The sequence below is a fragment of the Brevundimonas faecalis genome, assembly GCF_040549405.1.
Classification (GTDB): domain Bacteria; phylum Pseudomonadota; class Alphaproteobacteria; order Caulobacterales; family Caulobacteraceae; genus Brevundimonas; species Brevundimonas faecalis.
This window is the reverse complement of sequence record NZ_JBEPTF010000003.1, coordinates 150,405-176,030: the sequence shown is the minus strand read 5'-3', so window position 1 is coordinate 176,030 and position 25,626 is coordinate 150,405. Positions and strand designations below refer to the sequence as shown.

Sequence of the window (25,626 nt, the reverse complement as noted above, 5' to 3'; positions counted from 1 at the left end):
GCACGACGACGGCAGACGCCGCATGGAGGATTCGATGGCCACGCCCAATACCCGCATCATCCGCAGCCCGCGCGGGCCGGAAAAGACCGCCAAGACCTGGGCGGCCGAAGCCGCCATGCGGATGCTGATGAACAACCTCGACCCCGAGGTGGCCGAGCGCCCCGAAGACCTGGTCGTCTATGGCGGCATCGGCAAGGCGGCCCGCAACTGGCAAGCCTTCGACACCATCGTCGACCAGCTTCAGAAACTGGAGGCCGACGAGACCCTGATGGTCCAGTCGGGCAAGCCGGTCGGCGTCTTCCGCACCCATATCGACGCGCCGCGCGTGCTGATCGCCAACTCCAACCTGGTGCCCAAGTGGGCGACCTGGGAGCATTTCAACGAACTCGATAAGAAGGGTCTGGCCATGTACGGCCAGATGACCGCCGGGTCGTGGATCTACATCGGCACCCAGGGCATCGTTCAGGGCACCTATGAGACCTTCATGGAGGCGGGTCGCCAGCACTACGGCGGCGACTGGTCGGGCAAGTGGATCCTGACGGCGGGCCTGGGCGGCATGGGCGGCGCCCAGCCTCTGGCGGCGACCATGGCCGGCGCCTCCTGCATCACCATCGAGTGCCAGCGCAGCCGCATCGAGTTCCGCCTGCGCACCCGCTACGTCGACGTCATGGCCGAGACCCTGGACGAGGCTCTGGCCCTGCTGGAGCAGTCATTCAAGGACAAGAAACCCTTGTCGATCGGCCTCTTGGGCAATGCGGCTGATCTTCTGCCTGAAATGGTCAAGCGCGGCGTTCGCCCCGATCTGGTGACGGATCAGACCAGCGCCCACGACCCGGTCAACGGCTACCTGCCCTCGGGCTGGACCGTCGCCGAGTGGGAAGAGAAGCGCGTCAGCGACCCCGCCGCCGTCGAGACCGCCGCGCGCAAGTCGATGGCCGTCCACGTCAAGGCCATGCTGGACTTCCAGAAGATGGGCGTCCCCACCACCGACTACGGCAACAACATCCGTCAGGTCGCCTTTGACGAAGGCGTCGAGAACGCCTTCGACTTCCCCGGCTTCGTGCCCGCCTACATCCGCCCGCTGTTCTGCCGCGGCATCGGCCCCTTCCGCTGGGCCGCCCTGTCGGGTGATCCCGAGGACATCCGCAAGACGGATGAGGCGATGAAGAAGCTCTTCCCCGACAACGCCGGCCTGCACCGCTGGCTGGACATGGCGGGCGAGCGCATCGCCTTCCAGGGCCTGCCGGCGCGCATCTGCTGGATCGGCCTGGGCGACCGTCACCGCGCCGGCCTGATGTTCAACGAGATGGTGGCCTCGGGCGAACTGAGCGCCCCCATCGTCATCGGCCGCGACCATCTGGACAGCGGCTCCGTCGCCAGCCCGAACCGCGAGACCGAGGCCATGATGGACGGCTCGGACGCCGTGTCCGACTGGCCCCTGCTGAACGCCCTGCTAAACACGGCGTCGGGGGCATCCTGGGTGTCCCTGCACCACGGCGGCGGGGTCGGCATGGGTTATAGCCAGCACTCGGGCGTCGTCATCGTCGCCGACGGCACGCCGGAAGCCGCCAAGCGCCTGGAGCGCGTTCTGTGGAACGACCCGGCCACGGGCGTCATGCGTCACGCCGACGCCGGATACGACATCGCCAAGGACGCCGCGCGCGAACACGGCCTGAACCTGCCCTCGCTGGACCTGTAAGCCTATGACCACCACCATTGAAATCGGCGCCGCGCCGCTCACCCTCGCCCAGCTTCGCACCGCCTTGAACGGTCCGGTCGCGGTCAGCCTGACCGACGCCGCCTGGGCCAATGTCGAGAAGGGGGCGGCGGTCGTCGCCGCCATCCTGGCCGAGGGTCGCACGGTATACGGCATCAACACCGGCTTCGGCCTGCTGGCCAACACCAGCATTGCGGCGGAAGACCTTGAAACCCTTCAGAAGAACCTGGTGCTCAGCCACGCCTGCGGCGTCGGCGAACCGCTGAACGAGAACGTCACCCGCCTGCTGATGGTGCTGAAGATCGCCAGCCTGTCGAAGGGCGCATCCGGGGTGCGTCGTCACACGCTGGAGACTCTGATCGGCATGGTCAACGCCGGGATCCTGCCGCTGATCCCGTCCAAGGGTTCGGTCGGCGCCTCGGGCGACCTGGCCCCGTTGGCCCACATGTCGTGCGTCCTGATCGGCGTCGGCGAGGCCCGCTATCAGGGTCAGACGCTGGATGCGGTTTCGGCGCTGGCCAAGGCCGGACTGAAGCCGGTCGTCCTGGGCCCGAAGGAGGGCCTGGCCCTGCTGAACGGCACCCAGTGCTCGACGGCCCTGGCCCTGACCGGCCTGTTCGCGGCCGAGGACGTCTTCGCCGCCGCCATCGCCGCCGGCGGTCTGTCGGTCGACGCCCTGCTGGGCTCGGATGCGCCGTTCGACCACCGCATCCACGCCCTGCGCGGCCAGCCGGGTCAGATCGACGTGGCTCGTCGTCTGCGCGAACTGCTGGGCGGCAGCGCCATCCGCGACAGCCACCGCCACGACTGCGCCAAGGTGCAGGACCCCTACTCCCTGCGCTGCCAGCCGCAGGTCATGGGCGCGACCCTGGACGTGCTGCGTAACGCCGCCGCCATGCTGGAGCGTGAAGCCAACGCCGTGACGGACAATCCGTTGGTCTTCATCGAAGACGGCGACGTCATCTCGGGCGGCAACTTCCACGCGGAACCTGTTGCTTATGCCGCAGATCAGATCGCCATGGTCCTGTGCGAGATCGGCAATATCAGCGAGCGCCGCACCTCCATCCTGGTCGACCCCAAGATGACCGACCTGCCCGCCTTCCTCGTCAAGGACAGCGGCGTCAACTCGGGCTTCATGATTGCCCAGGTGACGGCGGCGGCTCTGGTGGCCGAGAACCGCATGGTCGCCCATCCCTGCGTCATCGACACCGTGCCGACCAGCGCCAATCAGGAAGACCACGTGTCCATGGCCACCCATGGCGCGCGTCGCCTGCTGGACATGGCCGCCAACACGGCGACCGTGGTCGGCATCGAACTGCTGGCCGCGGCGCAGGGCATCGACTTCCGTCGCCCCCTGACCTCGTCGCCGGAACTGGAGCAGACCTACGCCATCGTGCGCGAGGCGGCCGAGCCCTACTCCGCCGACCGCTATTTCGCGCCGGACATCGCCCGGGCCACGGACGGGGTGCGGGCCGGTCGTTATCGCGCCTTCGCCGGCGATCTGCTGCCCTCGGCCTGAATCTGGGCTAAGGCCCCGCACATGGACACCATCAAGCACTGGTCGAAGGTGGAGCATCTCCACCAGAGCGTGACCAATCCGAACATCCATGTGCGGGGCCGGCACTCCTACTACAGCGACGCCTGGACCGGCGACTTTCAGACCAGCGTCGTGCGTTACCTCTATGGCGACGCCTACAGCCTAGCCGCCTGGGAATCCCAGTGGCCGGTCGATCAACTGCATATCGGCGACTATGTCTGCATCGGCGCCGAGGCCGTCATCCTGATGGGCGGCAATCACACCCACCGCACCGACTGGTTCAGCCTCTATCCCTTCCTCGAGGTCATCGGCGACGCCTATGTCGGCAAGGGCGACACTCGGATCTGCGACGGCGCCTGGATCGGCATGCGGGCCATGATCATGCCGGGCGTGACCATCGGCGAGGGCGCCGTCGTCGCCTCCGGCGCCGTCGTCACGCGGGACGTTGAGCCCTACATGATCGTGGCGGGAAATCCGGCCAAGCCTCTGCGCGCCCGCTTCGCTCCGGAAGTCACGGCCGTGCTGCTGGGCCTGCGCATCTATGACTGGCCGGTCGAGAAGTTCGAGGCCCTGCGCCCTCTGCTCTGCGCCTCTGACCCGCAAGCTCTGCTCGACGCCGTCGCCGCCTATGATCGGGAGGCGTGAACCCGGGCCGGGTTTGCGCGCTTTCCAGGTCGCAGCGCCGGGCTCGCACGGCTAGTATTCGAGCATGAGAATGAAGGCGACGACAGCGACAGTCGCGGCGGTCGGCCTGGCGGCCCTGCTGGGCGGAGGGTGGATGCTATGGCGCTCCACCTCCGTGGCCCATGGCTCGGGAAGCGGCGACGGCCGCACGATCAGCGTCGATGTCGTGCCGCCGGTCGAGCCCGATCTGATCCCCGGCGCCGTCATGACCGTGGGCGATCTGACGAACGGCTATGAGCATGACCCGGAAAAGCTCGCGCCCCTGCCCGTCGATCCGACACAGGAGGGGGCGTTGGACAGCGCCTGGGTGGAGCCGGAGCCGCCCCTGCCGCGAACCGTCATCGTCGTGGAGCCGGTGCGGACGCCCCCGCCCCCTTCGCCGATCCGACTGGAGCCCGACGACTATGGCTTCGGCTTCGATCAGCCCTTGCCGTCGTCCCTGGACGAGGCGGAATCAAACATGAAAACGGCCCCGATCGATCCGACCGGGGCCGCCTGATTCATCAACGCCGCGACGTGACGGTCAGGGTGTAGTCGCCGGTTTCGTCCGACCCCAGGGTGTTGGCCCGGATCGAATAGGTTCCGGGACGCAGGGTCTCGACGATCTGGGCGCTGGTGCCGCCGCCGCTATCGTCATCCGACGAGATGGAGTCTCCGTCGCACTGCGGCCCCTGGTACAGGGCCAGGTAGGCGTCGAAGTCGCCGGAATCGAGACGGATCGCAGTGCTGCCCGACCGCGCGATCTGCAGCGAATAGCAGTCGTAGTAGGAGCCGTCGTCCGCACGGCGGTCGCTGAACTCCAGGCGGCCCTGGCGGCTTTCACCGATGGAGATCGGCAGGACCTGGGTCGTCGGACGCACCCGCTCGCCAGAGGAGACGCGCAGTTGATAACGGCCAGTCTCGCCCTCGCTCAGGGTGTTGGCCTTGATGACCCACAGGCCGCCGTTCGACATGAAGCGGACCTGCGAATCCGTGCCCATGTCCGGGCCGTCGTCGTTCGACACCGTGGTGTCGTCACAGTCCGCGCCCGGGCCGGCCGACAGATAGGTGTCGAAGTCGGACGAGCTGAGCGTCACCGTATAGGCTTCGTCCGCATTGGTCTGCATGGTGTAGCAACGGTAGTGCGAACCGTCGTCCATCCGGGCGTCCTTGGACGTGAAATTGCCCTGCACCGTCTGGCCAGGGCGAATGCTGCTCTGGGCCGAGGCGGCGCCGGCCAGAAGCAGTGAGGCGGCGAGGACGCTCGTCGTCATGAGGGCGCGCATGTTCGGGTCTCCTTGGGTTTGCCCCGTGTCGATCTGTGGGGCTCTAAACGATTGATTTATCGGGATGCAAGCAAAGGCACGCGCCTAAGGGCGGCCAGGTTTGCGGCATTGGTGCAGAAACAGACGGTCCTGAGCTGGCGAATGACGGTCTGGAAACGGTCGATCACCGCCTCCGTCGAAACGGTCGCGGCCTGGATCACGCCCGAGGCCATGCCGACCACGTCGGCGCCCAGACGAATGGCCTTGGCCGCGTCGACGCCGTCGCGCACCCCGCCTGAGCCGATGATCAGGGCTTCGGGCAGAGCGTTCCGCGCCTCGGCCACCGCGCGGGCCGTGGGTATGCCCCAGGCGGCGAAGGCGGCGGCATGCGCCTTGTCCGCCGGATCGGTCGCGCGCTCGCCCTCGATCAGGGCCCAGTTGGCGCCGCCGGCGCCAGCCACGTCGATCCCAGCCGCGCCCATGGCGATCAGCCGTTGGGCCGTGACGGCCGAAACCCCCGCCCCCGTTTCCTTGACGATCACCGGCCGCTCCAGGCCGCGGATCAGGGCCTGTAGGGCCGCGCCCACGCCCCACCAGTCTCGGTCGCCTTCCGGCTGACAGGCTTCCTGCAAGGGGTTCAAGTGGACCACCAGGGCGTCGGCGTCGATCATCTCCATCGCCCGTTTCGCCTCCTCCAGGCCGAATCCGCGCGTCAGCTGGGCCGCGCCGATATTGGCCAGGATGGGGGTGTCGGGCGCGCGATCGCGCAGGGATCGGTCCAGCCCCGCCGCAGCATCCCCCTCGATTGCCGCGCGTTGGGAGCCGACGGCCAGGGCTATGCCCAGGTGCTGGGCCGCCTCCGCCAGGCGGGCGTTGATGGCCGAAGCCCGGGCCGGGCCGCCGGTCATGGCGCTGATCAACAGGGGCGCCTGCAGACGCCGACCGATGAAGTCGGCGCCCAGGTCGATCTTGGCGTGATCCAGATCCGGCAGGGCTTCATGCAGGAAGCGCCAGTCGTCGAATCCGGTCTCCAGGGCATGCCGCCCTCCGCCGGCCAGCACCACGTCCAGGTGCTGGTCCTTGCGGCCCAGGATCAGCTCATCGCCCATTTCGTCCGTCGGGTTGCCGCTCGACGATCAGCACATAGTCGCCGGTCGAGTTCGGGGCGAAGCTGCGAGCGCGGACCACATAGGTTCCGTCGCGCGGCACGGTCCAGTCCAGACGGGCGTGGGTGTCCGACAGGCTGTCGTCGTCCTCGGCCAGGCTGCGGAAGTCGCCCTCCTTGTCCTCCCCCACCTCGACCACGGCGTCGAAACCGTTGGAGATCAAGGTGAAGCGCAGCTTCTCATCCGCCTTGGCCTTGAAGCTGTAGGCGTCGTAGGCGATCCCGTCGTCGTCAAGGGCGTCGTTGTCCGTCAGACTGCTGCGGACGGTCGAGCCGATCAGCAGGCTGCCCGGACCCGGCTCCGGTCCGCGATCGCTGAACTCCAGCGAATAGAGCCCCTTGCCGCTGCTCGAATAGGGCATGGTCCGAAGCACATATTCGCCGTCGTCGGGCAGGGTGTAGGTCAACCGGGCGTCCGTCCCCTGGCGCAGACCGTCGTCGTCGGAGGCCAGTTCTTCGAACTCGTCCCCTTCCATCCGGCCCACCTGGACCAGGGCGTCGAAATCGCCGGAGCGCATGACGGCCTGAACGCGCTGATCCTTGACGCCCGTGAAGACATAGGCGTCGTAGAGCCGCCCCTGATCATCGGTCGGACCGTTCTGCTTCAGTTCGCCCTGAACCGTCTGGCCGAAGCTGACGGCCGAGGGCGGCGGCGGAGGCGGCACGTTCTCGATCTTCAGATCATAGCGGCCCTCCCCGTCGGAGAAGGCGCGGGCCTCGACCAGATAGTCGCCGTCCTCAGGCAGGGTGAAGGTCAGGCGAGCGTTCAGGTCGCCGCCGCTGTCGTCGTCGGTCGCCAGGCTGTTATGGTTGGCGTCGAAGAGTTCGAGATAGCTGTCGAAATCATCGGCCTTCAGGCTGATGGCCACCCGCTGCCCGGCCTTGCCGGAGAAGCGATAGAGATCGGCCCGACCGCCGGCGTCGCTGGAGGCGCTGTCCTCGTTCAAGCGGCCGCTGACTTCCTCGCCGATGGTGATGGCGCGCGCTTGGGGCGCAGGCGGCCCCTGCTCCAGCGACAGGGTGTAGGCGCCCTCGCCGTCGCCGCCGACCGAAGAGGCCTGGATCACGTATTCGCCCGCCTGGCCGGCCGTGAAGACGATGTAGGAGTTCAGGCCCTTGCCCTGACCGTCGTCGTTCTCGGCGGACTTGACGAAAGCGCCGTTGACCAGGCGGCCGACGCGCAGCACCGGATCGAAATCGTCGGATTCCAGCAGGATAGCCACCCGTTCGCCCGCCGCGGCGCGGAAGCTGAAGGCGTCGAAGGTATTGCCGTCCTCGTCCTCGGCGTCGCCGGACGCCAGGCGGCCGGAGGCGCGTCCGCCGACCGAAATCCGCTCGGCGCGCGGGAAGCGCGGGGCTACGCGTTCGCTGAGCGACAGGGTGTAGGCGCCGGTCTCCAGCCCCGAGAAGGGTCGGGCGCGAACAATGTAGACGCCGTCGCTTTCGGGCGTGAAGCGCAGGCGGGCGCTGGTGCCGCTGCCGGCGCCGTCGTCGTCGCTGGCCAGAGGATCGCCCGAGGTGCGCCCCTCGGCGTAGACGGCCAGATAGGCGTCGAAATCGCTGGACCGGAGCTCGGCCTGCAGCCGTTGGCCCGCGCGCAACTGGACCCGATAGTCGTCATAACGATAGGCGTCGGAGCCGCGTGTTCGCGCGTCGCTCTCTTCCAGCCTCCCCCGGACCTCGTCGCCGATGCGAATATCCGTTGCGGACTGCGCAAAGGCGGAGCCGGACGACAGCAGTGCGGCGACGCTGGCCGCCGCGAAGAGAGAGTGACGCATGAAAACCTCTTTGGTTGGCGCCATCATAGACGCCGAACCGTCACGGCTGTAAATCGCGGCCACGCTTTCCAGTTCCCGACCCATGGAGCCGAATTATGGCTGTCGAACCCGCTCGCGCCTCCCTGATTGACGGCAAGGCCTTCTCGCAGACCCTGGTTCAGCGCGTCGCCGACGCCGCTACACGACTGGAATCCGCCCATGGCGTCAAGCCCGGCCTGGCCGTGGTCATCGTCGGCGAGGACCCCGCCAGCCAGCTCTATGTCCGCAACAAGGGCGAGACGACGCTGAAGGCCGGGATGCGGTCCGACACCCACCGTCTGCCCGACACCACCGGGCAGGACGAACTTCTGGCCCTGATCGCCACGCTGAACGCCGATGCGGGCATCCATGGAATCCTGGTGCAACTGCCCTTGCCGAAGCACATCGATTCGGCCGCCGTCCTGGACGCCATCTCGCCGGACAAGGACGTGGACGGCTTCCACGTGGTCAACGCAGGGCGTCTGGCCGTCGGCCTGCCCGGTCTGGTCCCCTGCACGCCGCTGGGCTGCCTGATGCTGCTCAAGGATCAGTTGGGCGATCTGTCGGGCCTGAACGCCGTGATCGTCGGCCGCTCCAACATCGTCGGCAAGCCGATGGCGCAACTGCTGATCGGCGAAAGCTGCACCGTCACCGTGGCCCACTCGCGCACCCGCGACCTGCCCGCCCTGTGCCGCACCGCCGACATCCTGGTCGCCGCCGTCGGCCGTCCCGAGATGGTCAAGGGCGACTGGATCAAGCCGGGCGCGACGGTCATCGACGTCGGCATCAACCGCGTCCCTTCGCGCGATCCGGTCAAGGCGGCCGAGGGCAAGACCCGCGTGGTCGGCGACGTGGCCTTCGACGAGGCGGTCGAGGTCGCGGGGCGCATCACCCCCGTCCCGGGCGGCGTCGGCCCCATGACCATCGCCTGCCTGCTGGCCAACACCTACACCGCCGCCTGTCGCTCCGCCGGGGTCGAACCCGAGGACCTGAACGGCTGAGCCTCCGCCCGGGATCGGACGAAAAATCCGGCCTTGAAGCGGAGCCTTTCGGCCCCGATAGTCTTTAGCGGATCAGCGGTCCTGCCGACCGCCCGGAGGACTTTGATCTCATGGCTGGTTTCTCGCCCCGTCTCGCGGCCGTCGCCGCCGTCGTTGTCCTGGCCCCCGCCGTGGGCGCCTGCGGCTACAACACCATTCCGACCAAGCAGGAACGGGCTGAAGCGGCCTGGGCCGACGTCCAGAGCCAGTATCAGCGCCGGGCCGACCTGGTGCCGAACCTGGTCGCCACCGTCCAGGGCGCGGCGATCCAGGAACGCACCACCCTGACTCAGGTGATCGAGGCGCGGGCCAAGGCCACCAGCGTCAACATCGACGCCTCCAACCTGGATAACGCCGCCGCCTTCCAGCAGTACCAGCAAGCCCAAGGCGAACTGTCGTCGGCCCTGTCCCGCCTCCTGGTGACGGTCGAGGCCTATCCCCAGCTTCAGGCCAATCAGAACTTCCTGACCCTGCAGTCGCAGTTGGAAGGCACCGAGAACCGCATCGCCGTGGCGCGCCGCGACTACAACGAGGCTGTTCGCGACTACAACACGACCCTGCGCACCTTCCCCAGCGTGATCTGGGCCAAGACCCTGCACGGCGGCTCCAAGCCCATGCAGCTGTTCACCGCCACGGCCGAGGCTCAATCCGCGCCGACCGTGAACTTCAACCTCGGCGTTCCCGGCGCGCAACCGGGCGGAGGCGCGCCGGCGACCACGCCGGGCGCCGCCCCGGGCTCGACGCCGCCCGCCCCGGCCCCGGCGGCCTAGTCGACCTGACATGACCCCTTCGGCCCTCGCCATGAGGGATGGCAAGGCGCGGATGCTGGTTCCGGCGCTGCTGCTGGGGCTTGCCCTGTGGCTGGCGGCCCTGCCCGCCTTCGCCGCCGAAATCCGGTTTCCTGCCCTGACCGGTCGGGTCGTCGACGACGCCCAGCTTCTGACGCCGGATCAGGAGCACGCCCTGACCGGCAAGCTGGCCATGCTGGAACAACAGACCGGCGATCAGCTGGTGGTCGTCACCCTGCCCTCGCTCCAGGACCGGGAGATCGAGGACTTCGGCTATCAGCTCGGCCGTCACTGGGGCATCGGCCAGAAGGAAAACGACGGCGGCGCCCTGCTGATCGTCGCGCCGAACGAACGCAAGGTGCGGATCGAGGTCGGCTATGGGCTGGAAGGCGTCCTGACCGACGCCTATGCCTCCATGATCATCCGCAACGATATCCTGCCGGCCTTCCGTGACGGCGACTACGCCACGGGCGTCATGCGTGGGACCGACGCCGTCATCGCCCAGTTGACGGCCGATCCGGCGGAAGCCGCCGCCCGCGCGCAGGAGGCCAAGCAGGCGCAGGAGAAATCCGGCGGCGATGAAATCGGCGTGATCGGCTTCCTGGTCGTCATGTTCATCCTGTTCGCCGTCGTCGGCGCCCTGGGCGGCGGACGTCGCGGGCGACGCTATCGCGGCTCTGACGGCCTGAGCTCCGTCCTGATCTGGGGGGCCAGCGAAGCCATGCGGAACCGTGGTCGGGACGACGACCGGGGCGGCGGCGGATTTGGAGGCGGCTTCGGCGGAGGCGGCGGTTTCAGCGGAGGCGGCGGCGGCTTCGGCGGCGGCGGCGCCTCGGGAGGTTGGTGATGCGCTTCACCTCGGAAGACCATGCGCGCGTCGCCGCGGCCATCGCCAAGGCCGAGGCGAACACGTCCGGCGAAATCTTCTGCGTCGTGGCCCGACAGGTCTCCGCCTATCGCGAGGTCAGCCTGGGCTGGGCCGCGGCGGCGGCCCTGCTGGTTCCGTTGGCGCTGATTCCCTTCGGCTTCAACGGCGAATGGCTGTCGTTCGGCGGTTGGGAGGCGGGTCATGATCCGGCCGCCTCGGCCCAGACGGCGCGCGCCCTGACGGCCTACGCCCTGGTTCAGGCGACGGTCTTCGTCGCCGTCTTCCTGCTGATCCTGATCCCGCCGCTGCGGCGGATGCTGACCCCGCCGGCCCTGCGTCGCGACCGGGTGCGCCGCGCCGCCCTGCAACAGTTCCTGGCCCATGGCGTCCATGTGACCAAGGCCCGGACAGGCGTCCTGATCTTCGCCGCCATGGAGGATCACCGGGTCGAGGTCATCGCCGACGAGGCCATCCATTCCTGCGTCGCCCCCGAGGTCTGGGCCGAGGCGGCCCTGGCCCTGACCCGCAGCCTGAAGCAGGAACGTCCGGTCGAGGGCTTTGAGCAGGCCGTCGCCCTGTGCGGTCAGGTTCTGGCGGAACGCTTTCCGCCCAGGCCCGCTGATGTGAACGAGGTTCCCGACCGTCTGGTTGTCATCTAAGGCGGCTAGGACGGCGCCGGAATCGCAGCGGAGGCGATTCCCTCCCCGCCGCCGACCGAGATTTCATGCCCAGACTCGTCACCTATAATGTCCACCGCTGCGTCGGCGTCGATCGCAAGCTGGATGTCTCGCGCATCGCCGACGTCCTGGCCGCGCTGCAACCCGACATCGTCTGCCTGCAGGAGTTGGACGTGGGCCGCGCCCGCACGGGAGGCGTCGATCAGGCCGGAGCCATCGCCAAGCAGTTGTCCATGGCCTTCCGTTTTCATCCGGCCATGACGATCGAAAGCGAGTTGTACGGCGACGCCATCCTGACCTCGCGACCCGAGCAGTTGATGCGGGCCGCCGCCCTGCCGACCCTGCCCAATCTGCGGGGACTAGAGCCGCGCGGCGCCCTGTGGTCGGCCATCGACTTCGACGGGATCACGCTGAACGTCTTCAACACCCACTTGGGCCTGGTCCCGCGTGAGCAGCGGTTGCAGGCGGCCGCCCTGGCCGGATCAGAGTGGCTGGGCGATCCGGCCTGCAAGGGTCCGACGATCCTGACGGGCGACTTCAACGCCACCTCCATCACCCGCCCCTATCAGACCCTGGTCCGCCGGCTGGCCGACGCCCAGAGGCGATTGGGACTGAAGCCCTCGATCAAGACCTTTCCTTCCAGCTTCCCCGCCATCCGCATCGACCACTGCTTCGTCAGTTCCGACATCCGGGTGACCGGCGTCATGACGCCGCTGGATCCGGTCGCGCGCGCCGCCTCCGACCACCTGCCCCTGGCGGTGGATTTCGAGTTCACGGCTCAGCCCGGGGCCTGACCGCCTTCGAAGCGCGGGAGCGTCCTGTGCGAGCGGTTCAGCCGCCGCCAGGGCCTCCAGGCGTCCGACGACGAGGTCGGATCGCCCAACTGCCACTCGGCGATCATCCGTTCGACCGGCGAAGGCGGCGTCGATCCCAGCAGGCTCATCCGGTCCGATCCAAAGGTGGCGATCGCCTGGCCGACCGATCCCATGATCTCCTCCGCCTGGGCGAATGCCTCGCCGGAGACGCCGATGAAATGGCCGATGGAGCGTCGGCGGAAGCGCCGGATCGTCTCGCGCGCCTCGTCCGAGGTCGGCTCGACCGCCACGTCGCACTCCGTGTCCAGGCCCTGCGAGCGGTTGTTCAGGTTGGTCGATCCGATCCGCAGCAGGCGGTCGTCGACGATGGTCATCTTGGCGTGGACGATGATCCGCTCTCCGCCCGCCGTTCGGGGGCTGAAGGCGGTGAAGCGGTTGTAGGCGTCGGCCTGCTCCAGTCGATACAGGACCTCGGCGCGGGCCGTGTCCATGGTCAGGCCGTCGAACCAGCTCGGGCTGCGGCCGGTGGACACCAGGACGATCTCCGGCCCGTCCGGTTCCGCCAGACGTTCAGCCAGGGCCGCGGCGATGACCGGAGAGGTGAAGTACTGGTTCTCCATATAGATCAGCCGTCTCGCTCGCCGGATCGCTTCCACGTGCAGGGCTTCGTTCTCGCGGATTTCGGGCCGGCCGTCCAGCCGGGGCTCGGTGCGGGCGATCCCGACCTCCACCTCGGTCAGGGCCGGTTCGACGCCGTCGGGCCAGGGGTCCTCGTCGGTTTCCTCCGGCAGGGTGCGTTCCCAGGTGGCGCGGAACCAGCGCTCCCGCGCCAGGTCGCCCAGGGCCCGGGCCGCCGGGCCGTCCATGACGCTCATGACCTCATGCCGGGGCGCGCTGAACAGGCCGGACGGCTGGCAACGCCGGGGATCGTCGTCCTGATGTTCGTCCGTGTCCCAGCGATCCGTGGCGATGTCCCCGCCGCCGCAGAAGGCGATCTTGTCGTCGATGATCACCACCTTCTGGTGATGGCAGGCCCCCAGGATGCCCGGCTTATCCAGCCGGAACTCGACCGTTCGCTTGCGGAACCAGCCCTGGGCCCGGTGCGGATAGAAGCCCTGTGACGCCGCGATCAGCAGGGGCGATTTCCAGATCAGCAGACGGATGTCCAACTCCGGCTTCTGCCGCACCAGACTGCGCAGTTGATGGCCAATTTCTCCGCGCCGGTCGGTCAGGGGGGATTGCGGGTCCAGTCGGGTGCGCGGGTCGAACTGCCAGCCCAGGACGACGATCGACTTCTTGGCCTTGGCCAGGCTGGAGGCCAGGGCGTCGAAATAGGCGTCGTTCTCCATCAGGGGCGTGAACCGATGCGCCCGCGCCGTCCGCCAGCAGGTCCGGCCCGGCTCGAGCAGACCGCCTTCATAACTGTCGCCCCGATCCCTCATTCCGCCAGACTGTCTGATTCGCGTGACGAGCCCACACGCCCCCTATGAAAGCTTGACGTGCGAAACCGCTCTTCGTTCCCGCAGCCGCCTGGCGCGGCCCCGCTTCACATTGCCGCCTCATTGTAAACGTGACGAAGTTCTGCCATTGTCCGCGCCATGCAGATGTTGCTCGAAATGCTGGCCGGCCTGATCGCCATGCTCGCTGCGGCGACGCTGTCGCAATTCGGCGTCGATCTGCATGCCCCGCACAAGCCGGAACGTGAGATTCAACGCGTTCAGGACTGCAAGGACAAGCCCGCCTCCTCGACCTCGGTCGCCGTCCGTCGCGACTGCTGATCCTGGCGGCCTTACGCCGCTCGCCCCCAACTTCCCCGTGAATCGCGCCGCCCGAGCCTTTGCGCGACCGGATCAAGCCGTTAGGGTCGATCATTCCGCGCGCCCTCGCCGCGTATCCGGCGAATAGTGATCGAGAACGACGCCCCATGAAGTCCAGCCATCGGCCGCCGCTCAACCTGACCGACCCGGAACCCGAAGAGGTCCGGGACGACGCTCCCGCGTCGGTCGAGGATGCTCTGACAGAGGCGACGTCCGAGTCCGAACCGGAAGCCGAGCTCCAGCCGGAGCCGAAGAAGCCGATCTCCGAACGGCAGCGCCGTCGCATGGCGGAGGAAAGGCGTCAGGCCGAGCAACGCGCCGCCGCCCTCGACCTGCCGGAACCGCCGCCCGCCCTTTCGTCGCCCCTCGCCGTTTCCGCCGAAGCGCCGCCCGCGACGGTGGAGACCGCGCCGCCACCCGTGGCGACCCGGACGCGGACCAAGACCGCCGCCCCCGCCGGCAACGCCTATCTGATCGCCGGGCTGGCCTCTGCCCTGTGGATCGGCGGCGTCGCCTCCTGGTTCGCCTATGAGTTCGGGTCGGGCGCGGTGGAGTTGGAGCCCCTACGTCTGGCCGTCTACGCCCTGATCGCCCTGGCCCCCGCCGGCCTGGCCGTCATGCTGGCCCATGCCGTGCGTCAGGGCGCCGGCCTAGCTCTGGAGACCCGCCGTGCGCGCGACATGGCCGAAGCCCTGGTCGGTCCGACCGCCCTGGCCTCACGCGAAGCGGGTCAGGTCCTGACCGCCCTGCGCGGCGACATCGACCAGGCCGCTCTGGCCGCTGAACGCGCCCGCAACGACATGTCCCTGCTGCGCGAAGCCCTGGCCGACGAGACCAAGCGCCTGAACGAGGCGGCCGAGACCGCCGGCCGCACCGCCCGTCGCCTGACCGAGCAACTGGGCCGTGAGCGCGAGCAGTTGGGAACTCTGGGCGTGCAACTGGACGCTCAGGCGACCGGCGTGGTCGATGCGGTGGAACGCCAGTCGCGCATGGTGGTGGACGCCTCCGACCTGGCCCAGACCCAGCTTCGCGAGGCCGAGGCCGCCCTGGCCGCCCGCGCCGCCGACCTGGCCGCAGCCGCCAACGAAGCCCAGGACGCCGCCCGCGCCGCCGCCGACGACCTGTCGCGCCAGACCTTGCGCCTGGAAACCGCCGGGACCGGCGTGGCCGAACAGATTCAGGCCGTCGAGGAAGGCCTCAGCCAGCAGCGCGCCGCCCTGGTGACCGCCGCCTTCACCCTGCGCACCGATCAGGAGGATTTCTCCGCCCAGATCGAGAGCCAGCGCGCCCAGTTCACCGAGCAGTTGTCTCAGACCCGCTCGGCCGCCGGAGAGTTGAACCAGACGGGCGACGAACTGGCGACCGCGATCAAGGCCCAGGTCGAGGCCGTGCTGGATCAGTTCCGCGCCCTGGTCGACATGTCCCAGCGCGAGGCCGACGGCTTCGACAGCGCCACCAAGCTGGCCCTCGACCGGTTCGAGGCCCTGGCCGCCGAATCCCGCGACCTGCTGGTCGAGGAGACCCGCCGTTCCTTGACTGCCCTGCAAGCCACGGCCGAGGAACAGCGCGCCGCCGCTACCCTGGCCATCGAACAGGCCCAGATTCGCGCCGATCGCCTGGGAGAATCCCTGTTCGACGCCGCCCAGAAGGCGGACGAGGCGGCGGAATCCCGCATCGACGGCGCGCGCAAGATCGTCAACCAGACGGCCGACATGGTCGATCTGACCGGCGAGAAGATCATCGAGCGCGTCGAGGGCGCCATGGCCCGGATGACCGGCGCCCTGACCCAGATCGAGGCCGCCGTGGCCGAAATGGACGCCCGCGCCGACCGCCTGCCGCAAGAGGCCGCCGCCCGGGTCGAGGCTGTTCGCGCCTCGGTCGAGAACGGCCTGGCCGCCCTGGACGCCGCCTCGCGCAAGGCGGCCGACGACACCGCGGCCCTGGACGCCGGCTTCCAGGAGCGGGTGCGCCGCAACTACGAAATGCTGAGCGAAGCCGTCCGCCTGGTCGGCGTCGTCTCGGGCGAGACGAGCGGCCAGCGCCGTCGCGAGCCCCTGCTGGGCGGCCGGGCGGCTGAAGCCCCGCGCTATACGCCGCGCCCGGCGGCCCAGCCGGCAGCCCCCGTCGCGCCGCCTGCTGCCGAAGAGCATGACGCGGGTCTGCGCCGCGTGCGGCTGGAGCCCGTCGCCGAGGCGCCCGCGCCCCTGCCGCCTTCCAACGACACGGACCTGAGCTGGAACGAACTGGTCGAGCGCCACGACCGCGCCGTCGACGAAGCCCCCCTGGAACCGGGCGTTCCCGTAGACGCCGAGGCCCTGGCCGATCGCGTCACCGCGGCCATCCGGCGCATGGGCGTCGACCCCAACGCCCTGCTGCCCCGTCCGCGCGTCGAGGAAGCCGCCCGCGCCCTGGCGCAACAGGAACCGGATCGCGCGCGCCAGATCGTCCGTCGCGTGGCGCCCGCCGCCGTACGCAGCGTCTCGCGCCGAATCCTGACGGACGCGGAACTGCGCGACGACGCCGACGCCTATGTCCGCGCCTTCGCCCGCCAGATGCAGGAACACGCCCGTCATGGCGATCTGCAGCAGGTCATGGCGCGCCTCGCCACCGACGAAGGTCGGGCCTTCATGCTTCTGGACGCAGCCGTCGGCGATCTGGCCTGATCTTAACCGTTTGTCCGGATTGAATTTAACCCGGCGGTCTTGACCTGCCGCCGGTCTGACATCACGGTCTGGCCATCGACGCCGACGCGCCATTCAGGATGGACAGCTTGCTGGACATGGAATCCGGGCTTCGTCCCGACCGACGCCCCGCCATCGCCATCTGCGCCTGGGATCCCAGCTTCACCGCATGGGATCCGGTCGAGGATCTGTCCGGAGAGCCCTGGCATCCAGTCGGCGCCCGGACCCTGCCGGTGCCCGGATCGGCCGCCGCCGACGATCTGGCGACCGAACTCAGCGCTATGCTGGCGCGCGGCGAATGCAGCGCCCTGTTGCTGGTCGGCGCCACCCATCATTCCGACGCCTTCCGTTTGCAGTTGCGGGCCGAGAACCGTCGCCTGGACCGTCACGACCGGCTGGATCACACCGGCCCCGGCGTCGCCCGCGCCACCGCCCCCGCCGCCGAGATCGTGCGCGACCTGAACCAGGCCGGCCTGGCCGCCGTCGCCGACTCCGAAGCGGAAGAGGATGCCGGCAGCTATATCCTCTATCGCATCCTGGCCGATCTGCCGGACGGCGCGGCCTCGCCCGCCGTGGGCCTGATCCGCGCACCCGCAGAGGCCCAGCCCGCCAAGGTTCAGTCGGCGGTGAAGACGGCGGCCGGCGTCATCGCCCGCCACCTGGCGCCCCTGCCCCGTCCGGCGCTGGCCTGACGCCCTAGGACGTCGCCAATCGTCGGCGCAGGGCCGCGCCCGCCAGACCGCCCGCGGCCGCCAGCACGGCCATGGCCAGATAGCCCTTCAGCCCCACGGCGTCGTACAACGGTCCCGACACAGCCGTGGCCAGGCCGATCAGCACGCCCGCCGACAGGACGGAGCTCAGGGTCTGCGCCGCCGTATGCCCGTCCGGCGGCGACAGCCGCTCGACGATCTCCACCCCCGCCAGATAGGTGGCGGCGAAGCTGAGGGCGTGCAGGACCTGCAGCGGCCACAGGGCCCACAAGGGCGGCGCGAAGGCCATCAGGCTCCAGCGCACGACCGCCGCCGTTGCGCCGATGGACAGCATCAGGAAGGGGCCGATCCCACGGCGTCGCCGCCAGGGCTCGACCACCCACATGAAACCGATCTCGACCAGGACGGAAAAAGCCCACAACAGGCCCGTCGTCCCTTCTGAAATCCCCTGCGCCTTCCATGCGATGGCCGAGAAGCCGTAGTAGAAGGCGTGAGCCGCCTGCACCGCCCCGATGGCGAAGATGGCCGTCATGAAGACCGGATCGGTCGCCAGACGCCCCAGTCCGCGAAATCGATCCAGCCTCGGCGTAGGTGCTCCGTCCGTCACCGTCTCCGGCGGCAGGAAGCGCCAGGCCACGACCGCGATCAGCACGGCCGCCGTCGTGATCCAGACGATGACGACGTCCGGCGTGGCGCGCGTCAGCAAGGCGCCCATGCCGATATTGGCCACCACGAAGGCCGCCGAGCCGCATCCGCGCGGCAGGGAGAAGTTGAAGCCCTCGCGCCGTGCGAGCTTCAACGTCAGCACGTCGCTGAGCGGGATCAGGGCCGCCGCCGCCGTGGCCCCCACGAACCAGCAGACGGCCCAGGCCGCGAAGCCTTCGACCAGGCCCGCCCCGCCGTATCCCAGGGCCATGGCCAGGCCCAGAAGGGCGATCGGCGTGCGGCGATGGCGGAAACCGTCGGCCCAGACTGCGATCAGAGGGCCCGTTGCCAGACGCCCCAGCATGGGAATGGCCAGAAGCGCGCCGATCTCTGCGCCGCTCAATCCCTGTTCACGGAACCACAGGCCGGCGAACGGCAGGGTCACGCCGCTGGCGGCGAACAGCAGGATGTATTGCAGCGCCATGCGCGGAGCGGAATTCATCGGCGCTCCGATAGCAGACTTCGCGCCCGATGTGGGCTAGGCCTTGCACATGAATCGCGACCGAATCCTTCTGGCCTTCTCCGCCGTCAACGGCGCCATGGCTGTCGCGCTCGGCGCATTCGCCGCCCACGGCGCCGCGCCGAAGGCGGCTGCGCTTCTGTCCACCGGCGCCCACTATCAGATGATCCACGCGGTTCTGGCCGTCGCCTGCGCCCTGTGGGTCGGCGGCGGACGCGGCGCGCGGGCAGCCGGGTGGCTGGCCGTCTCGGGCGGGCTGATCTTCTGCCTGTCCCTGGCCGCCATCGCCTTTCTGGGCCTTCGCTGGATGGGCGCCGTGGCGCCGATCGGCGGAACCCTGATGATCATCGGCTGGGTCGTCCTGGCTGTCGCCGCATTGCGTACACGCACGTTCCAATCCTGACCTTTTCAGCAACTTCAGAAGGCTTCCAATCCCCATGGCCTTGCCGACGAACGACGCCCCTCGCCGCGATCTCTATCCCGAGATCGAAGCCTACAACTCCGGCTGGATGCAGACCGACAGCATCCACGAGGTCTATTACGAAGAGAGCGGAAACCCCGACGGTCTGCCCGTCATCGTCCTGCACGGCGGTCCGGGCGGCGCGGTCAATCCCGGCATGCGGCGCTACTTCGATCCGGCCCGGTATCGCATCATCATGTTCGACCAGCGCGGCTGCGGTCTGTCGCGTCCCAACGCCTCGCTTGAAAACAACACGACTTGGGACCTGATCGCCGACATCGAGCGCCTGCGTGAACTCCTGGGCGTCGACAAGTGGGTGGTGTTCGGCGGCTCCTGGGGTTCGACCCTGTCACTGACCTACGCCATCAAGCACCCCGACCGCTGCCTGGCCCTGATCCTGCGCGGCATCTTCCTGTTGACCAAGAAGGAGTTGCACTGGTTCTATCAGGATGGCGCCTCGATGATCTTCCCCGACGTCTGGGAACGCTTCCTGGCCCCCATTCCCGAGGCCGAGCGCGGCGACCTGATGGCCGCCTACTACAAGCGTCTGACCGGCGACGACGTGGAGGAGCAGCGCCGCTGCGCCGTGGCCTGGGCCACCTGGGAAGGCGACACCGTCAGCGTCCAGGGTCCTTCCGCCCGCCCCGACAAGTTCAGCGAGCCCGACTTCGCCGTGGCCTTCGCCCGGATCGAGAACTGGTACTTCACCAACGGCGGCTTCTTCGACAGCGAGAACTGGATTCTGGAAAACGTCGACACGATCCGCCACCTGCCCTGCTGGATCGCCCAGGGCCGCTTCGACGTGGTCACGCCGATCTCGGGCGCCTGGGCCCTGCATCGCGCCTGGCCCGAGGCCAAGTTGGACGTCGTCGGCGACGCCGGCCACGCCTCCAGCGAGCCGGGCATCATCGACAGCCTGATCCGCGGCACGGACTGGGCGGCGTCGCTCTAAGCAAGCGCTCTTCCTCGTCCCGAGCCCCTCGGGACGAGGGCCTATTTCGGGTTGGTCTTCTCGACCAGTTCGCTGAGCTGGAAGCCGATGCGTTGCGCCTCGCGCTCCTCCGGCTTCTTCACGGCGCTGAGCACCACGTTCAGTTGGGCGTAGTGCTGGATCAGGCGGACAGGCTTTCCGTCGGCGTTGCGACCGAAGAACATGATCAGGTCCGGCCCCCAGAAGCCGACGTCCATGATCTGCATCGTCCCCTCGCCCGGCAGGCCGACGATGCGGACACCGACCTCCTCGTCCTTGTCGAGGTTGGATTCGAATTCCTCGATCAGCTTGGACAGGCGGACGAAGGCCCATTCGGCCGGGTTGTCGCGCATCCGCACGCCCTCGGCCTGGACCGCCGCCTCATTCTTCGGGTCGGTCAGGACGGGTTGCGGGCAAGGCGTATCGCCGCAGTCGGAGAACATGGCCGCCTCGGCCTTGGGCATGGCGGCGGCGGAATCGGGGGGCGTCTGAACAGTCATGCCCTCAGCCTACGCTCCCCGACCGTGCCTAGAACAGGCCCTGCCCCTTCGGCAGTTCGACATAGCGGTGCACCCGCATCGACAGGATCAGGCCGAAGCCCACCATCACCGTCATCATGGTCGAACCGCCATAGGAGAGCAGCGGCATGGGCACGCCCACGACCGGCGCCAGGCCCATGACCATCGCCCCGTTGACCAGGATGAAGATGGCCAGGAAGGCCGTCATGCCCGCCGCGCTGATGCGCCCGAAGTGACTATGCGACAGGGAGGCGATGCGCAGGGAGATCAGGATCAGGGCGATGTAGCAGGCCAGGACGGTGAAGGAGCCCATGAAGCCGAACTCTTCCGACACGGTCGAGAAGATGAAGTCGGTGTGCCGTTCCGGCAGGAACTCCAGCTGGCTCTGGCTGCCCAGACCGTATCCCTTGCCCATCAAGCCGCCCGATCCCAGGGCGATCTTGGACTGGATGATGTTGTAGCCGGTGCCGGAAGGATCGGCTTCGGGGTTGAGGAAGGTCAGGACCCGGTTGCGCTGATAGTCGTGCATCACGAACATGACGAAGGGGGGAATGATCGCCACCGCCGCCGCGCCTGCCGCCGCGATGACGCGCCAGCTCAGCCCCGCCATGAACATGATCGCCGCCCCCGTCAGGCCGATGACCATGGCCGATCCCAGGTCCGGCTGCTTGGCGACCAGGAGGAAGGGCAGACCGATCATCCCGGCCGGGATCAACAGCTTCCACGACCAGCGCGCGTCCTGAGCCGAGTGGCTGTGGTACCAACGCGCCAAAGCCAGGACGAGGCCGATCTTCATGAACTCGGCTGGCTGGATGCGGATGAAGCCCAGGTTCAACCAGTTCTTGGCGCCCCCCGCCGTATAGCCCAGGGGCGTGAACTCGATCAGCAGGACCAGGAACAGCAGGAGCCCGTAAAGGGGATAGGCCGTCCGGAACCACCACTTGGGATGGATCATGGCCATGCCGATCATGGCGACCAGCAGAACGCCGAAGCGCAGCAGATGCTTCCACGCCCATGGCGACCAATGGCCGCCAGCGATCGAATAGAGCATGGCCGTGCCGATGCCGGCCAGGATGCAGAGCAGGCCGATCACCCGCCAGTCCAGTTCGGCGATCTTGCTCGACAGGCGGTCCCGTTCGCCGGGACGGGTCAGGGCGGAAGCGGTCATCCTGCGACCTCCGGCGGGGGCGGCGCGACCGGTTCGACCGTAGGCGCCTCGATGGGGTCGGCGGCGCCGCGCGCCTCGGCCTCGCGGGCCCCGGCGTCTTCGGGCGCTTCGAAGCCCGCCTGCTCGATGCGGGCGCGGATTTCCGGATCCTTCAGCAGGGCCACCTTCATCACTTCGCGGGCGCGAGGAGCGCCGGCCGTGCCGCCGCCCAGGCCGCCATGCTGGACGATGACCGAGACGGCGTAGCGAGGATTGTCCGTCGGCGCATAGGCGATGAACAGGTTGTGGTCCTTCTGGGACCAGGGACGCCCCGCGCCCTTGCGCGATCCGGCGCCGTAGTTCCGAGCCTGAGCCGTGCCGGTCTTGCCGGCCATGCGGACGGCGCCCAGGCCGAGCTGGCTGTTGCGGAAGCCAGTGCCGCCGGCGGCCGTCACGGCCTCCATCCCGTCGCGCAGCACCTTCAGCAGGTCCGGCGCAAAGGGCAGGTCGGCGAAGGCGCCGCCCTGTTGCTCCACGCCGCCAATCGACTTGACCAGACGCGGCGTCACCGCCTTCGCGCCATTGGCGATCCGGGAGGTGTAGACCGCCAGTTGCAGGGCGTTGACCGTCAGGGCGCCCTGCCCGATGCCGTAGCTGGGCGTCTCGCCCGGATACCACTTGCCGTCGCCGCGCACCGGATTCTTGCGGCGCCATTCACGATCCGGCACCAGCCCCGCCCTCTGACCGGGAATGCCGATGTCGTAGGTCTGGCCGAAGCCCATGTCGCGCGCCGTCTCTGCGATGGCGTCGGGCCCCATCTCGGTCGCCAGGGTCATGAAGTAGACGTTGCAGGAGGCCTTGATCGCGCCGCGCAGGTCCACCGCCCCGTGCCGTCCCAGGCAGGCGAAGCGTCTGCCGAGATAGAAGCTGCCGTTGCAGACGATGCGACGGCTGGGGTCCACGCCCCGCTTCATCGCCGCCAGGCCGACGATCGGCTTGAAGGTCGACCCCGGCGCGAAGGTGCCGCTCAGTGCCTTATCGGTCAGCGGCCTGCGCTCATAATCGGCCAGGGCGCGATAGACGCTCGACGGCACGCCCGAGACGAACAGGTTGGGATCGAAGGACGGCGACGACACCATGGCCAGGATGTCGCCGTTGCGGATGTCCATGACGACGCAGCTTCCGGCTTCCTCGCCGAAGACCTCCAGCGCGCGCTGCTGCACGTCGTTGTCGATGGTCAGCACGACTTCCGACCCCTGGACCGCCGGGCGCGAACCCGCTGCGTCCTCGGCGACCACTCGGCCGCGCGCGTCCACCTCGACCCGGTTGCCGCCCGCCACGCCCCGCAGATCCTGATCCAGCGCCTTCTCAAGACCCTGACGACCGATGCGGAAACCGGGGTTGAACAGAATGGAGGGCGGCTCCTCGCCCTTGTCTCGGATCGCCTTGACGTCGCGATCCGACACCTTGGCCACATAGCCCACCAAGTGGGCGTAGGCGCCGCCGAAGGGGTAGTAGCGGGCCTCGTTCATGTCGGCCATGACGCCGGGCAGTTCGGCGGCGTGCAGATTGACCTTGGAGAACTCCTCCCAGCTCAGGTCGCTCTTGACCGGAACGGGCGAGAAACGCGGCGCAGCGTTGACCTCGCGGATGATGGTGCGCCGCCGTTCCAGGGTGTCCGGCAGAAGCTGTCCCAGGAGGTCCAGCGTCTGGTCCAGATCCTTGGTTTCGTCGCGCACGACCAGGACGCGGAAGCTAGGCCGGTTCCCGGCGACGACGACCCCGTTGCGGTCCTTGATCAGGCCGCGCGGCGGCGGGACCAAGCGGAAGTTGAACTGGTTCTTGGTGGCGAGGGTCGCATATTCCTCGGCTTGGAATATCTGCAACTGGGCCAGACGCCCGACCAGGGCGATCCCCCCGATCACCGTGGCCCCGCCCAACAGCATGGTGCGCCGCAGGAAGGATCCCTGCCGCTCATTGACGTCCGAGAAGAAGATATGGGGTTCGCTGCTCATCGGAACCGCACGTCCGTATCGTCAAACCGTTCCATCAGCCAGTCGGCCAGGGGGAAGAGCAGCAGTGTCGGCGCCACCTGCCCCAGGACGGCCAGTATGCTAGGCGCATTGCCCGTCAGCATGATGGTGACCAGATAGACCAGAATAAAGGCCAGTCCCGTCGAAGCGGCGTAGAGGGCGAACAGGACGATGGTCGCCTGCCCCGCCAGGAACTTGGCCGCCAGCAGGATGACCCCGTAGACGGCCATCAGGCTCAGCGCCCACAGGCCCAAAGGCCCGCCCCAGAACAGGTCGAGGAACAGCCCCAGGCCGAACAGCACCGCCGGCGCCAGCATGGAAGGCCGGATCAGGGGCCAGGCGAAGGCCAGCACCAGAGGAAAGACCGGCTCGGGCAGGCTCAGGCCGAAAAGCTGAAGCGGCGTGGCCAGGAGAATGGTCGCCGCAACGGCCGCCAGGGCGGGATAGACGATCCACTGCATCGGGCCGACGACGCGGACCGTGATCGCGCGCCTCACTCCGGGCCTCCCGGCGTGGGCGTGTCGGTCGTCGGCTGCACAGGTTCCGCAGGCGGAGTCGCAGCGGGCCGTGCGGGCGCCGGGCGCGCCGCAGCGGGTCGGGGCGAGGTCGCGCGCGGCTGAGCGGCGGCGGGTTGGGTCGCAGCCGGTTGAGTCGCGACAGGAGCGGCGACCGGCGGCGGAACGGCGTTGGCGGCTCGCACGCGTTCGGCCGTAGCGGCTGCTGCGGCGGCGCGGCGTGTGGCCACGTCCTGGATCGCGGCCGCCTGCTGAGGCGTCGGCGAAGGCGCGGTGCCTAGGCCGGCCAGAGGCGCCGCGTTCAAGGCGTTCTGGTCCGCCAGTTGGCCGAAGTCCTGGAACAGCAGGACGCGGACATAGTCGATGGCCGTGCGGTCGCTGAACAGCTTGACGCGCCAGCTGCCGTCCACGCCCTTGGCCACCACGCCGACAGGCAGGCCGCGCGGGAAGCCCCCGCCGTCGCCGGACGTCAGGACGCGGTCGCCTTCCTGCACCGATCCCTGGCCGCGCACATAGTCCAGGCGCGGACTGCCGCTGCCGTCGCCGGTCAACATGGCGCGCGCGTCAGTGCGTTCGACCAGGACCGGGGTCCGCGAGGCCACGTCGGTCAGCAACAGCATGCGGCTGGCGCCCGGAGCGACGCCGACGATGCGGCCGACCAGGCCGTGTTCGCTCAACACCGGATTGCCGACCTTCACGCCCTTGCCGGCGCCCAGGTTCACCAGACGCGCCCGCGCGAAGGGGCCGCGCGCATCGGAAATGGCCACGCCCGTGACCATGGAAATGGGCGGCTCGGTCTTCACGCCCAGCATCTGTTCATAGCGGGCGTTGAGGTTCTTCAGCGCGATCGCCTCGTCGCGCCAGGCGTTCAGTTCGACGATCTCCTGGCGCAGGCGGCGGTTCTCGGAGACGGCGAAGAAGTAGCCCTTGACGTAGTCGACCGCGTCGCCGGTCCAGCGCACGGGCGCGGCCAGAACGCCGCCGACCGGCGCCGCTCCCGCGTCGAAGCCCGCCCGGACCGGCGCCAGGCCAGGGTCGCGTGCGGGACCGCCACGTTCGCCGGCCAGCAGAAGGATCGCCCCCGCCACGCCGACGACGACGACGACCGCGGCCGTCCAGGCCAGCGGCACCTTCAGATTCTCGAACGGTCCGTCGCGAAACGCCACGGCCAGCCTTCCTGCTAGAGGTTCGGGATCGGCGGGACGCCGCCCACCGATAAGCGAGAGCCTATCGCAATAACCGATTCCCGCGGAAACCGGCGGTCACGACAGGCTGATCA

24 protein-coding genes are annotated in these 25,626 nt (G+C 68.7%); 14 read left to right on the top strand and 10 right to left on the bottom strand.

All coding sequences use genetic code 11. The features are described from left to right. Positions 1–34: 34 nt before the first annotated feature. The 4 genes from hutU (at position 35) to ABIE19_RS11675 (ending at position 4,437) form a co-directional block, all read left to right on the top strand. Positions 35–1,699 (top strand): urocanate hydratase, encoded by a 1,665-nt coding sequence (gene hutU / locus ABIE19_RS11690; protein ID WP_354089375.1) that lies wholly within the window; start codon positions 35–37, stop codon positions 1,697–1,699. A 4-nt stretch (positions 1,700–1,703) separates the two neighbouring features. Next, a complete protein-coding gene (gene hutH, locus ABIE19_RS11685; RefSeq protein ID WP_354089374.1) occupies positions 1,704–3,236 on the top strand; it encodes a histidine ammonia-lyase in 1,533 nt (510 codons plus the stop codon). A 21-nt stretch (positions 3,237–3,257) separates the two neighbouring features. Then, on the top strand, positions 3,258–3,899 hold the full coding sequence (locus ABIE19_RS11680; RefSeq protein WP_354089373.1) for a CatB-related O-acetyltransferase: 642 nt from the start codon (positions 3,258–3,260) through the stop codon (positions 3,897–3,899). 70 nt (positions 3,900–3,969) lie between these two features. Then, positions 3,970–4,437 (top strand): hypothetical protein, encoded by a 468-nt coding sequence (locus ABIE19_RS11675; protein WP_354089372.1) that lies wholly within the window; start codon positions 3,970–3,972, stop codon positions 4,435–4,437. A gap of 4 nt (positions 4,438–4,441) precedes the next feature. On the opposite strand, the gene ABIE19_RS11670 is transcribed toward ABIE19_RS11675, so the two are convergent. Genes ABIE19_RS11670 through ABIE19_RS11660 form a run of 3 tightly spaced genes read right to left on the bottom strand, consistent with a single transcriptional unit; the run spans position 4,442 to position 8,125 of the window. Then, the gene (locus tag ABIE19_RS11670) at positions 4,442–5,203 is read right to left on the bottom strand and encodes a peptidase (protein ID WP_354089371.1); all 762 of its coding nucleotides are present in this window, start codon (positions 5,201–5,203) and stop codon (positions 4,442–4,444) included. Between the two features lie 56 nt (positions 5,204–5,259). After that, positions 5,260–6,291 carry a type 2 isopentenyl-diphosphate Delta-isomerase gene (fni, locus tag ABIE19_RS11665; RefSeq protein ID WP_354089370.1) on the bottom strand — a complete coding sequence of 344 codons (1,032 nt, stop codon included), beginning with the start codon at positions 6,289–6,291 and terminating at the stop codon, positions 5,260–5,262. Further along, positions 6,281–8,125, bottom strand: coding sequence for a PPC domain-containing protein (locus ABIE19_RS11660; protein ID WP_354089369.1), 1,845 nt, complete (start codon positions 8,123–8,125; stop codon positions 6,281–6,283). The genes fni and ABIE19_RS11660 overlap by 11 nt, the downstream gene beginning before the upstream one ends. Positions 8,126–8,220: 95 nt before the next feature. On the opposite strand from ABIE19_RS11660, the gene ABIE19_RS11655 reads away from it, so the two are divergent. From ABIE19_RS11655 to ABIE19_RS11635, 5 genes are all read left to right on the top strand, one after another. Further along, the gene (locus ABIE19_RS11655; RefSeq protein WP_354089368.1) at positions 8,221–9,144 is read left to right on the top strand and encodes a bifunctional methylenetetrahydrofolate dehydrogenase/methenyltetrahydrofolate cyclohydrolase; all 924 of its coding nucleotides are present in this window, start codon (positions 8,221–8,223) and stop codon (positions 9,142–9,144) included. A 110-nt stretch (positions 9,145–9,254) separates the two neighbouring features. Next, a complete protein-coding gene (locus ABIE19_RS11650) occupies positions 9,255–9,953 on the top strand; it encodes a LemA family protein (protein WP_354089367.1) in 699 nt (232 codons plus the stop codon). 31 nt (positions 9,954–9,984) lie between these two features. Continuing rightward, positions 9,985–10,818: a TPM domain-containing protein gene (locus tag ABIE19_RS11645; RefSeq protein WP_354089366.1), complete on the top strand. Its 834-nt coding sequence runs from the start codon at positions 9,985–9,987 to the stop codon at positions 10,816–10,818. Next, on the top strand, positions 10,818–11,498 hold the full coding sequence (locus ABIE19_RS11640; RefSeq protein WP_354089365.1) for a TPM domain-containing protein: 681 nt from the start codon (positions 10,818–10,820) through the stop codon (positions 11,496–11,498). Before ABIE19_RS11645 ends, ABIE19_RS11640 begins: the two co-directional genes overlap by 1 nt. A 65-nt stretch (positions 11,499–11,563) precedes the next feature. Further along, entirely contained in the window at positions 11,564–12,310 is a 747-nt protein-coding gene (locus tag ABIE19_RS11635; protein ID WP_354089364.1) for an endonuclease/exonuclease/phosphatase family protein, read from the top strand. Here the strand turns inward: ABIE19_RS11635 and ABIE19_RS11630 are convergent. Next, positions 12,295–13,773: a phospholipase D-like domain-containing protein gene (locus tag ABIE19_RS11630; protein WP_354089363.1), complete on the bottom strand. Its 1,479-nt coding sequence runs from the start codon at positions 13,771–13,773 to the stop codon at positions 12,295–12,297. The genes ABIE19_RS11635 and ABIE19_RS11630 overlap by 16 nt on opposite strands. Positions 13,774–13,929: 156 nt before the next feature. On the opposite strand from ABIE19_RS11630, the gene ABIE19_RS11625 reads away from it, so the two are divergent. From ABIE19_RS11625 to ABIE19_RS11615, 3 genes are all read left to right on the top strand, one after another. Then, the gene (locus ABIE19_RS11625; protein WP_354089362.1) at positions 13,930–14,109 is read left to right on the top strand and encodes a hypothetical protein; all 180 of its coding nucleotides are present in this window, start codon (positions 13,930–13,932) and stop codon (positions 14,107–14,109) included. Between the two features lie 146 nt (positions 14,110–14,255). After that, a complete protein-coding gene (locus ABIE19_RS11620) occupies positions 14,256–16,811 on the top strand; it encodes a coiled-coil domain-containing protein (protein WP_354089361.1) in 2,556 nt (851 codons plus the stop codon). Positions 16,812–16,927: 116 nt separating this feature from the next. Then, a complete protein-coding gene (locus ABIE19_RS11615; RefSeq protein ID WP_354089360.1) occupies positions 16,928–17,521 on the top strand; it encodes a hypothetical protein in 594 nt (197 codons plus the stop codon). A 4-nt stretch (positions 17,522–17,525) separates the two neighbouring features. Here the strand turns inward: ABIE19_RS11615 and ABIE19_RS11610 are convergent, their stop codons facing one another. Next, a complete protein-coding gene (locus ABIE19_RS11610) occupies positions 17,526–18,686 on the bottom strand; it encodes an MFS transporter (protein WP_354089359.1) in 1,161 nt (386 codons plus the stop codon). A gap of 49 nt (positions 18,687–18,735) precedes the next feature. On the opposite strand from ABIE19_RS11610, the gene ABIE19_RS11605 reads away from it, so the two are divergent. Further along, positions 18,736–19,107, top strand: coding sequence for a DUF423 domain-containing protein (locus ABIE19_RS11605; RefSeq protein ID WP_354089358.1), 372 nt, complete (start codon positions 18,736–18,738; stop codon positions 19,105–19,107). A 34-nt stretch (positions 19,108–19,141) separates the two neighbouring features. Continuing rightward, entirely contained in the window at positions 19,142–20,116 is a 975-nt protein-coding gene (gene pip / locus ABIE19_RS11600; protein WP_354089357.1) for a prolyl aminopeptidase, read from the top strand. 41 nt (positions 20,117–20,157) lie between these two features. Here pip and ABIE19_RS11595 read toward each other — a convergent pair whose 3' ends face one another. The 5 genes from ABIE19_RS11595 to mreC are packed head-to-tail and all read right to left on the bottom strand — an operon-like array spanning position 20,158 to position 25,513. Next, positions 20,158–20,634 carry a DUF6173 family protein gene (locus tag ABIE19_RS11595; RefSeq protein ID WP_354089356.1) on the bottom strand — a complete coding sequence of 159 codons (477 nt, stop codon included), beginning with the start codon at positions 20,632–20,634 and terminating at the stop codon, positions 20,158–20,160. 28 nt (positions 20,635–20,662) lie between these two features. Next, a complete protein-coding gene (gene rodA / locus ABIE19_RS11590) occupies positions 20,663–21,820 on the bottom strand; it encodes a rod shape-determining protein RodA (protein ID WP_354089355.1) in 1,158 nt (385 codons plus the stop codon). Continuing rightward, on the bottom strand, positions 21,817–23,814 hold the full coding sequence (gene mrdA, locus ABIE19_RS11585; RefSeq protein WP_354089354.1) for a penicillin-binding protein 2: 1,998 nt from the start codon (positions 23,812–23,814) through the stop codon (positions 21,817–21,819). The genes rodA and mrdA overlap by 4 nt, the downstream gene beginning before the upstream one ends. After that, on the bottom strand, positions 23,811–24,329 hold the full coding sequence (locus tag ABIE19_RS11580) for a hypothetical protein (protein WP_354089353.1): 519 nt from the start codon (positions 24,327–24,329) through the stop codon (positions 23,811–23,813). The genes mrdA and ABIE19_RS11580 overlap by 4 nt, the downstream gene beginning before the upstream one ends. Next, entirely contained in the window at positions 24,326–25,513 is a 1,188-nt protein-coding gene (mreC, locus tag ABIE19_RS11575) for a rod shape-determining protein MreC (protein ID WP_354089352.1), read from the bottom strand. Before mreC ends, ABIE19_RS11580 begins: the two co-directional genes overlap by 4 nt. Between the last annotated feature and the right edge of the window lie 113 nt (positions 25,514–25,626).

What these genes read in the sequence shown, in the direction of transcription:
- hutU (WP_354089375.1), top strand. Translation starts at nt 35, where the DNA reads ATGGCCACGCCCAATACCCGCATCATCCGCAGCCCGCGCGGGCCGGAA.
- hutH (WP_354089374.1), top strand. Translation starts at nt 1,704, where the DNA reads ATGACCACCACCATTGAAATCGGCGCCGCGCCGCTCACCCTCGCCCAG.
- ABIE19_RS11680 (WP_354089373.1), top strand. Translation starts at nt 3,258, where the DNA reads ATGGACACCATCAAGCACTGGTCGAAGGTGGAGCATCTCCACCAGAGC.
- ABIE19_RS11675 (WP_354089372.1), top strand. Translation starts at nt 3,970, where the DNA reads ATGAAGGCGACGACAGCGACAGTCGCGGCGGTCGGCCTGGCGGCCCTG.
- ABIE19_RS11670 (WP_354089371.1), bottom strand. Translation starts at nt 5,203, where the DNA reads ATGCGCGCCCTCATGACGACGAGCGTCCTCGCCGCCTCACTGCTTCTG.
- fni (WP_354089370.1), bottom strand. Translation starts at nt 6,291, where the DNA reads ATGGGCGATGAGCTGATCCTGGGCCGCAAGGACCAGCACCTGGACGTG.
- ABIE19_RS11660 (WP_354089369.1), bottom strand. Translation starts at nt 8,125, where the DNA reads ATGCGTCACTCTCTCTTCGCGGCGGCCAGCGTCGCCGCACTGCTGTCG.
- ABIE19_RS11655 (WP_354089368.1), top strand. Translation starts at nt 8,221, where the DNA reads ATGGCTGTCGAACCCGCTCGCGCCTCCCTGATTGACGGCAAGGCCTTC.
- ABIE19_RS11650 (WP_354089367.1), top strand. Translation starts at nt 9,255, where the DNA reads ATGGCTGGTTTCTCGCCCCGTCTCGCGGCCGTCGCCGCCGTCGTTGTC.
- ABIE19_RS11645 (WP_354089366.1), top strand. Translation starts at nt 9,985, where the DNA reads ATGAGGGATGGCAAGGCGCGGATGCTGGTTCCGGCGCTGCTGCTGGGG.
- ABIE19_RS11640 (WP_354089365.1), top strand. Translation starts at nt 10,818, where the DNA reads ATGCGCTTCACCTCGGAAGACCATGCGCGCGTCGCCGCGGCCATCGCC.
- ABIE19_RS11635 (WP_354089364.1), top strand. Translation starts at nt 11,564, where the DNA reads ATGCCCAGACTCGTCACCTATAATGTCCACCGCTGCGTCGGCGTCGAT.
- ABIE19_RS11630 (WP_354089363.1), bottom strand. Translation starts at nt 13,773, where the DNA reads ATGAGGGATCGGGGCGACAGTTATGAAGGCGGTCTGCTCGAGCCGGGC.
- ABIE19_RS11625 (WP_354089362.1), top strand. Translation starts at nt 13,930, where the DNA reads ATGCAGATGTTGCTCGAAATGCTGGCCGGCCTGATCGCCATGCTCGCT.
- ABIE19_RS11620 (WP_354089361.1), top strand. Translation starts at nt 14,256, where the DNA reads ATGAAGTCCAGCCATCGGCCGCCGCTCAACCTGACCGACCCGGAACCC.
- ABIE19_RS11615 (WP_354089360.1), top strand. Translation starts at nt 16,928, where the DNA reads ATGGAATCCGGGCTTCGTCCCGACCGACGCCCCGCCATCGCCATCTGC.
- ABIE19_RS11610 (WP_354089359.1), bottom strand. Translation starts at nt 18,686, where the DNA reads ATGAATTCCGCTCCGCGCATGGCGCTGCAATACATCCTGCTGTTCGCC.
- ABIE19_RS11605 (WP_354089358.1), top strand. Translation starts at nt 18,736, where the DNA reads ATGAATCGCGACCGAATCCTTCTGGCCTTCTCCGCCGTCAACGGCGCC.
- pip (WP_354089357.1), top strand. Translation starts at nt 19,142, where the DNA reads ATGGCCTTGCCGACGAACGACGCCCCTCGCCGCGATCTCTATCCCGAG.
- ABIE19_RS11595 (WP_354089356.1), bottom strand. Translation starts at nt 20,634, where the DNA reads ATGACTGTTCAGACGCCCCCCGATTCCGCCGCCGCCATGCCCAAGGCC.
- rodA (WP_354089355.1), bottom strand. Translation starts at nt 21,820, where the DNA reads ATGACCGCTTCCGCCCTGACCCGTCCCGGCGAACGGGACCGCCTGTCG.
- mrdA (WP_354089354.1), bottom strand. Translation starts at nt 23,814, where the DNA reads ATGAGCAGCGAACCCCATATCTTCTTCTCGGACGTCAATGAGCGGCAG.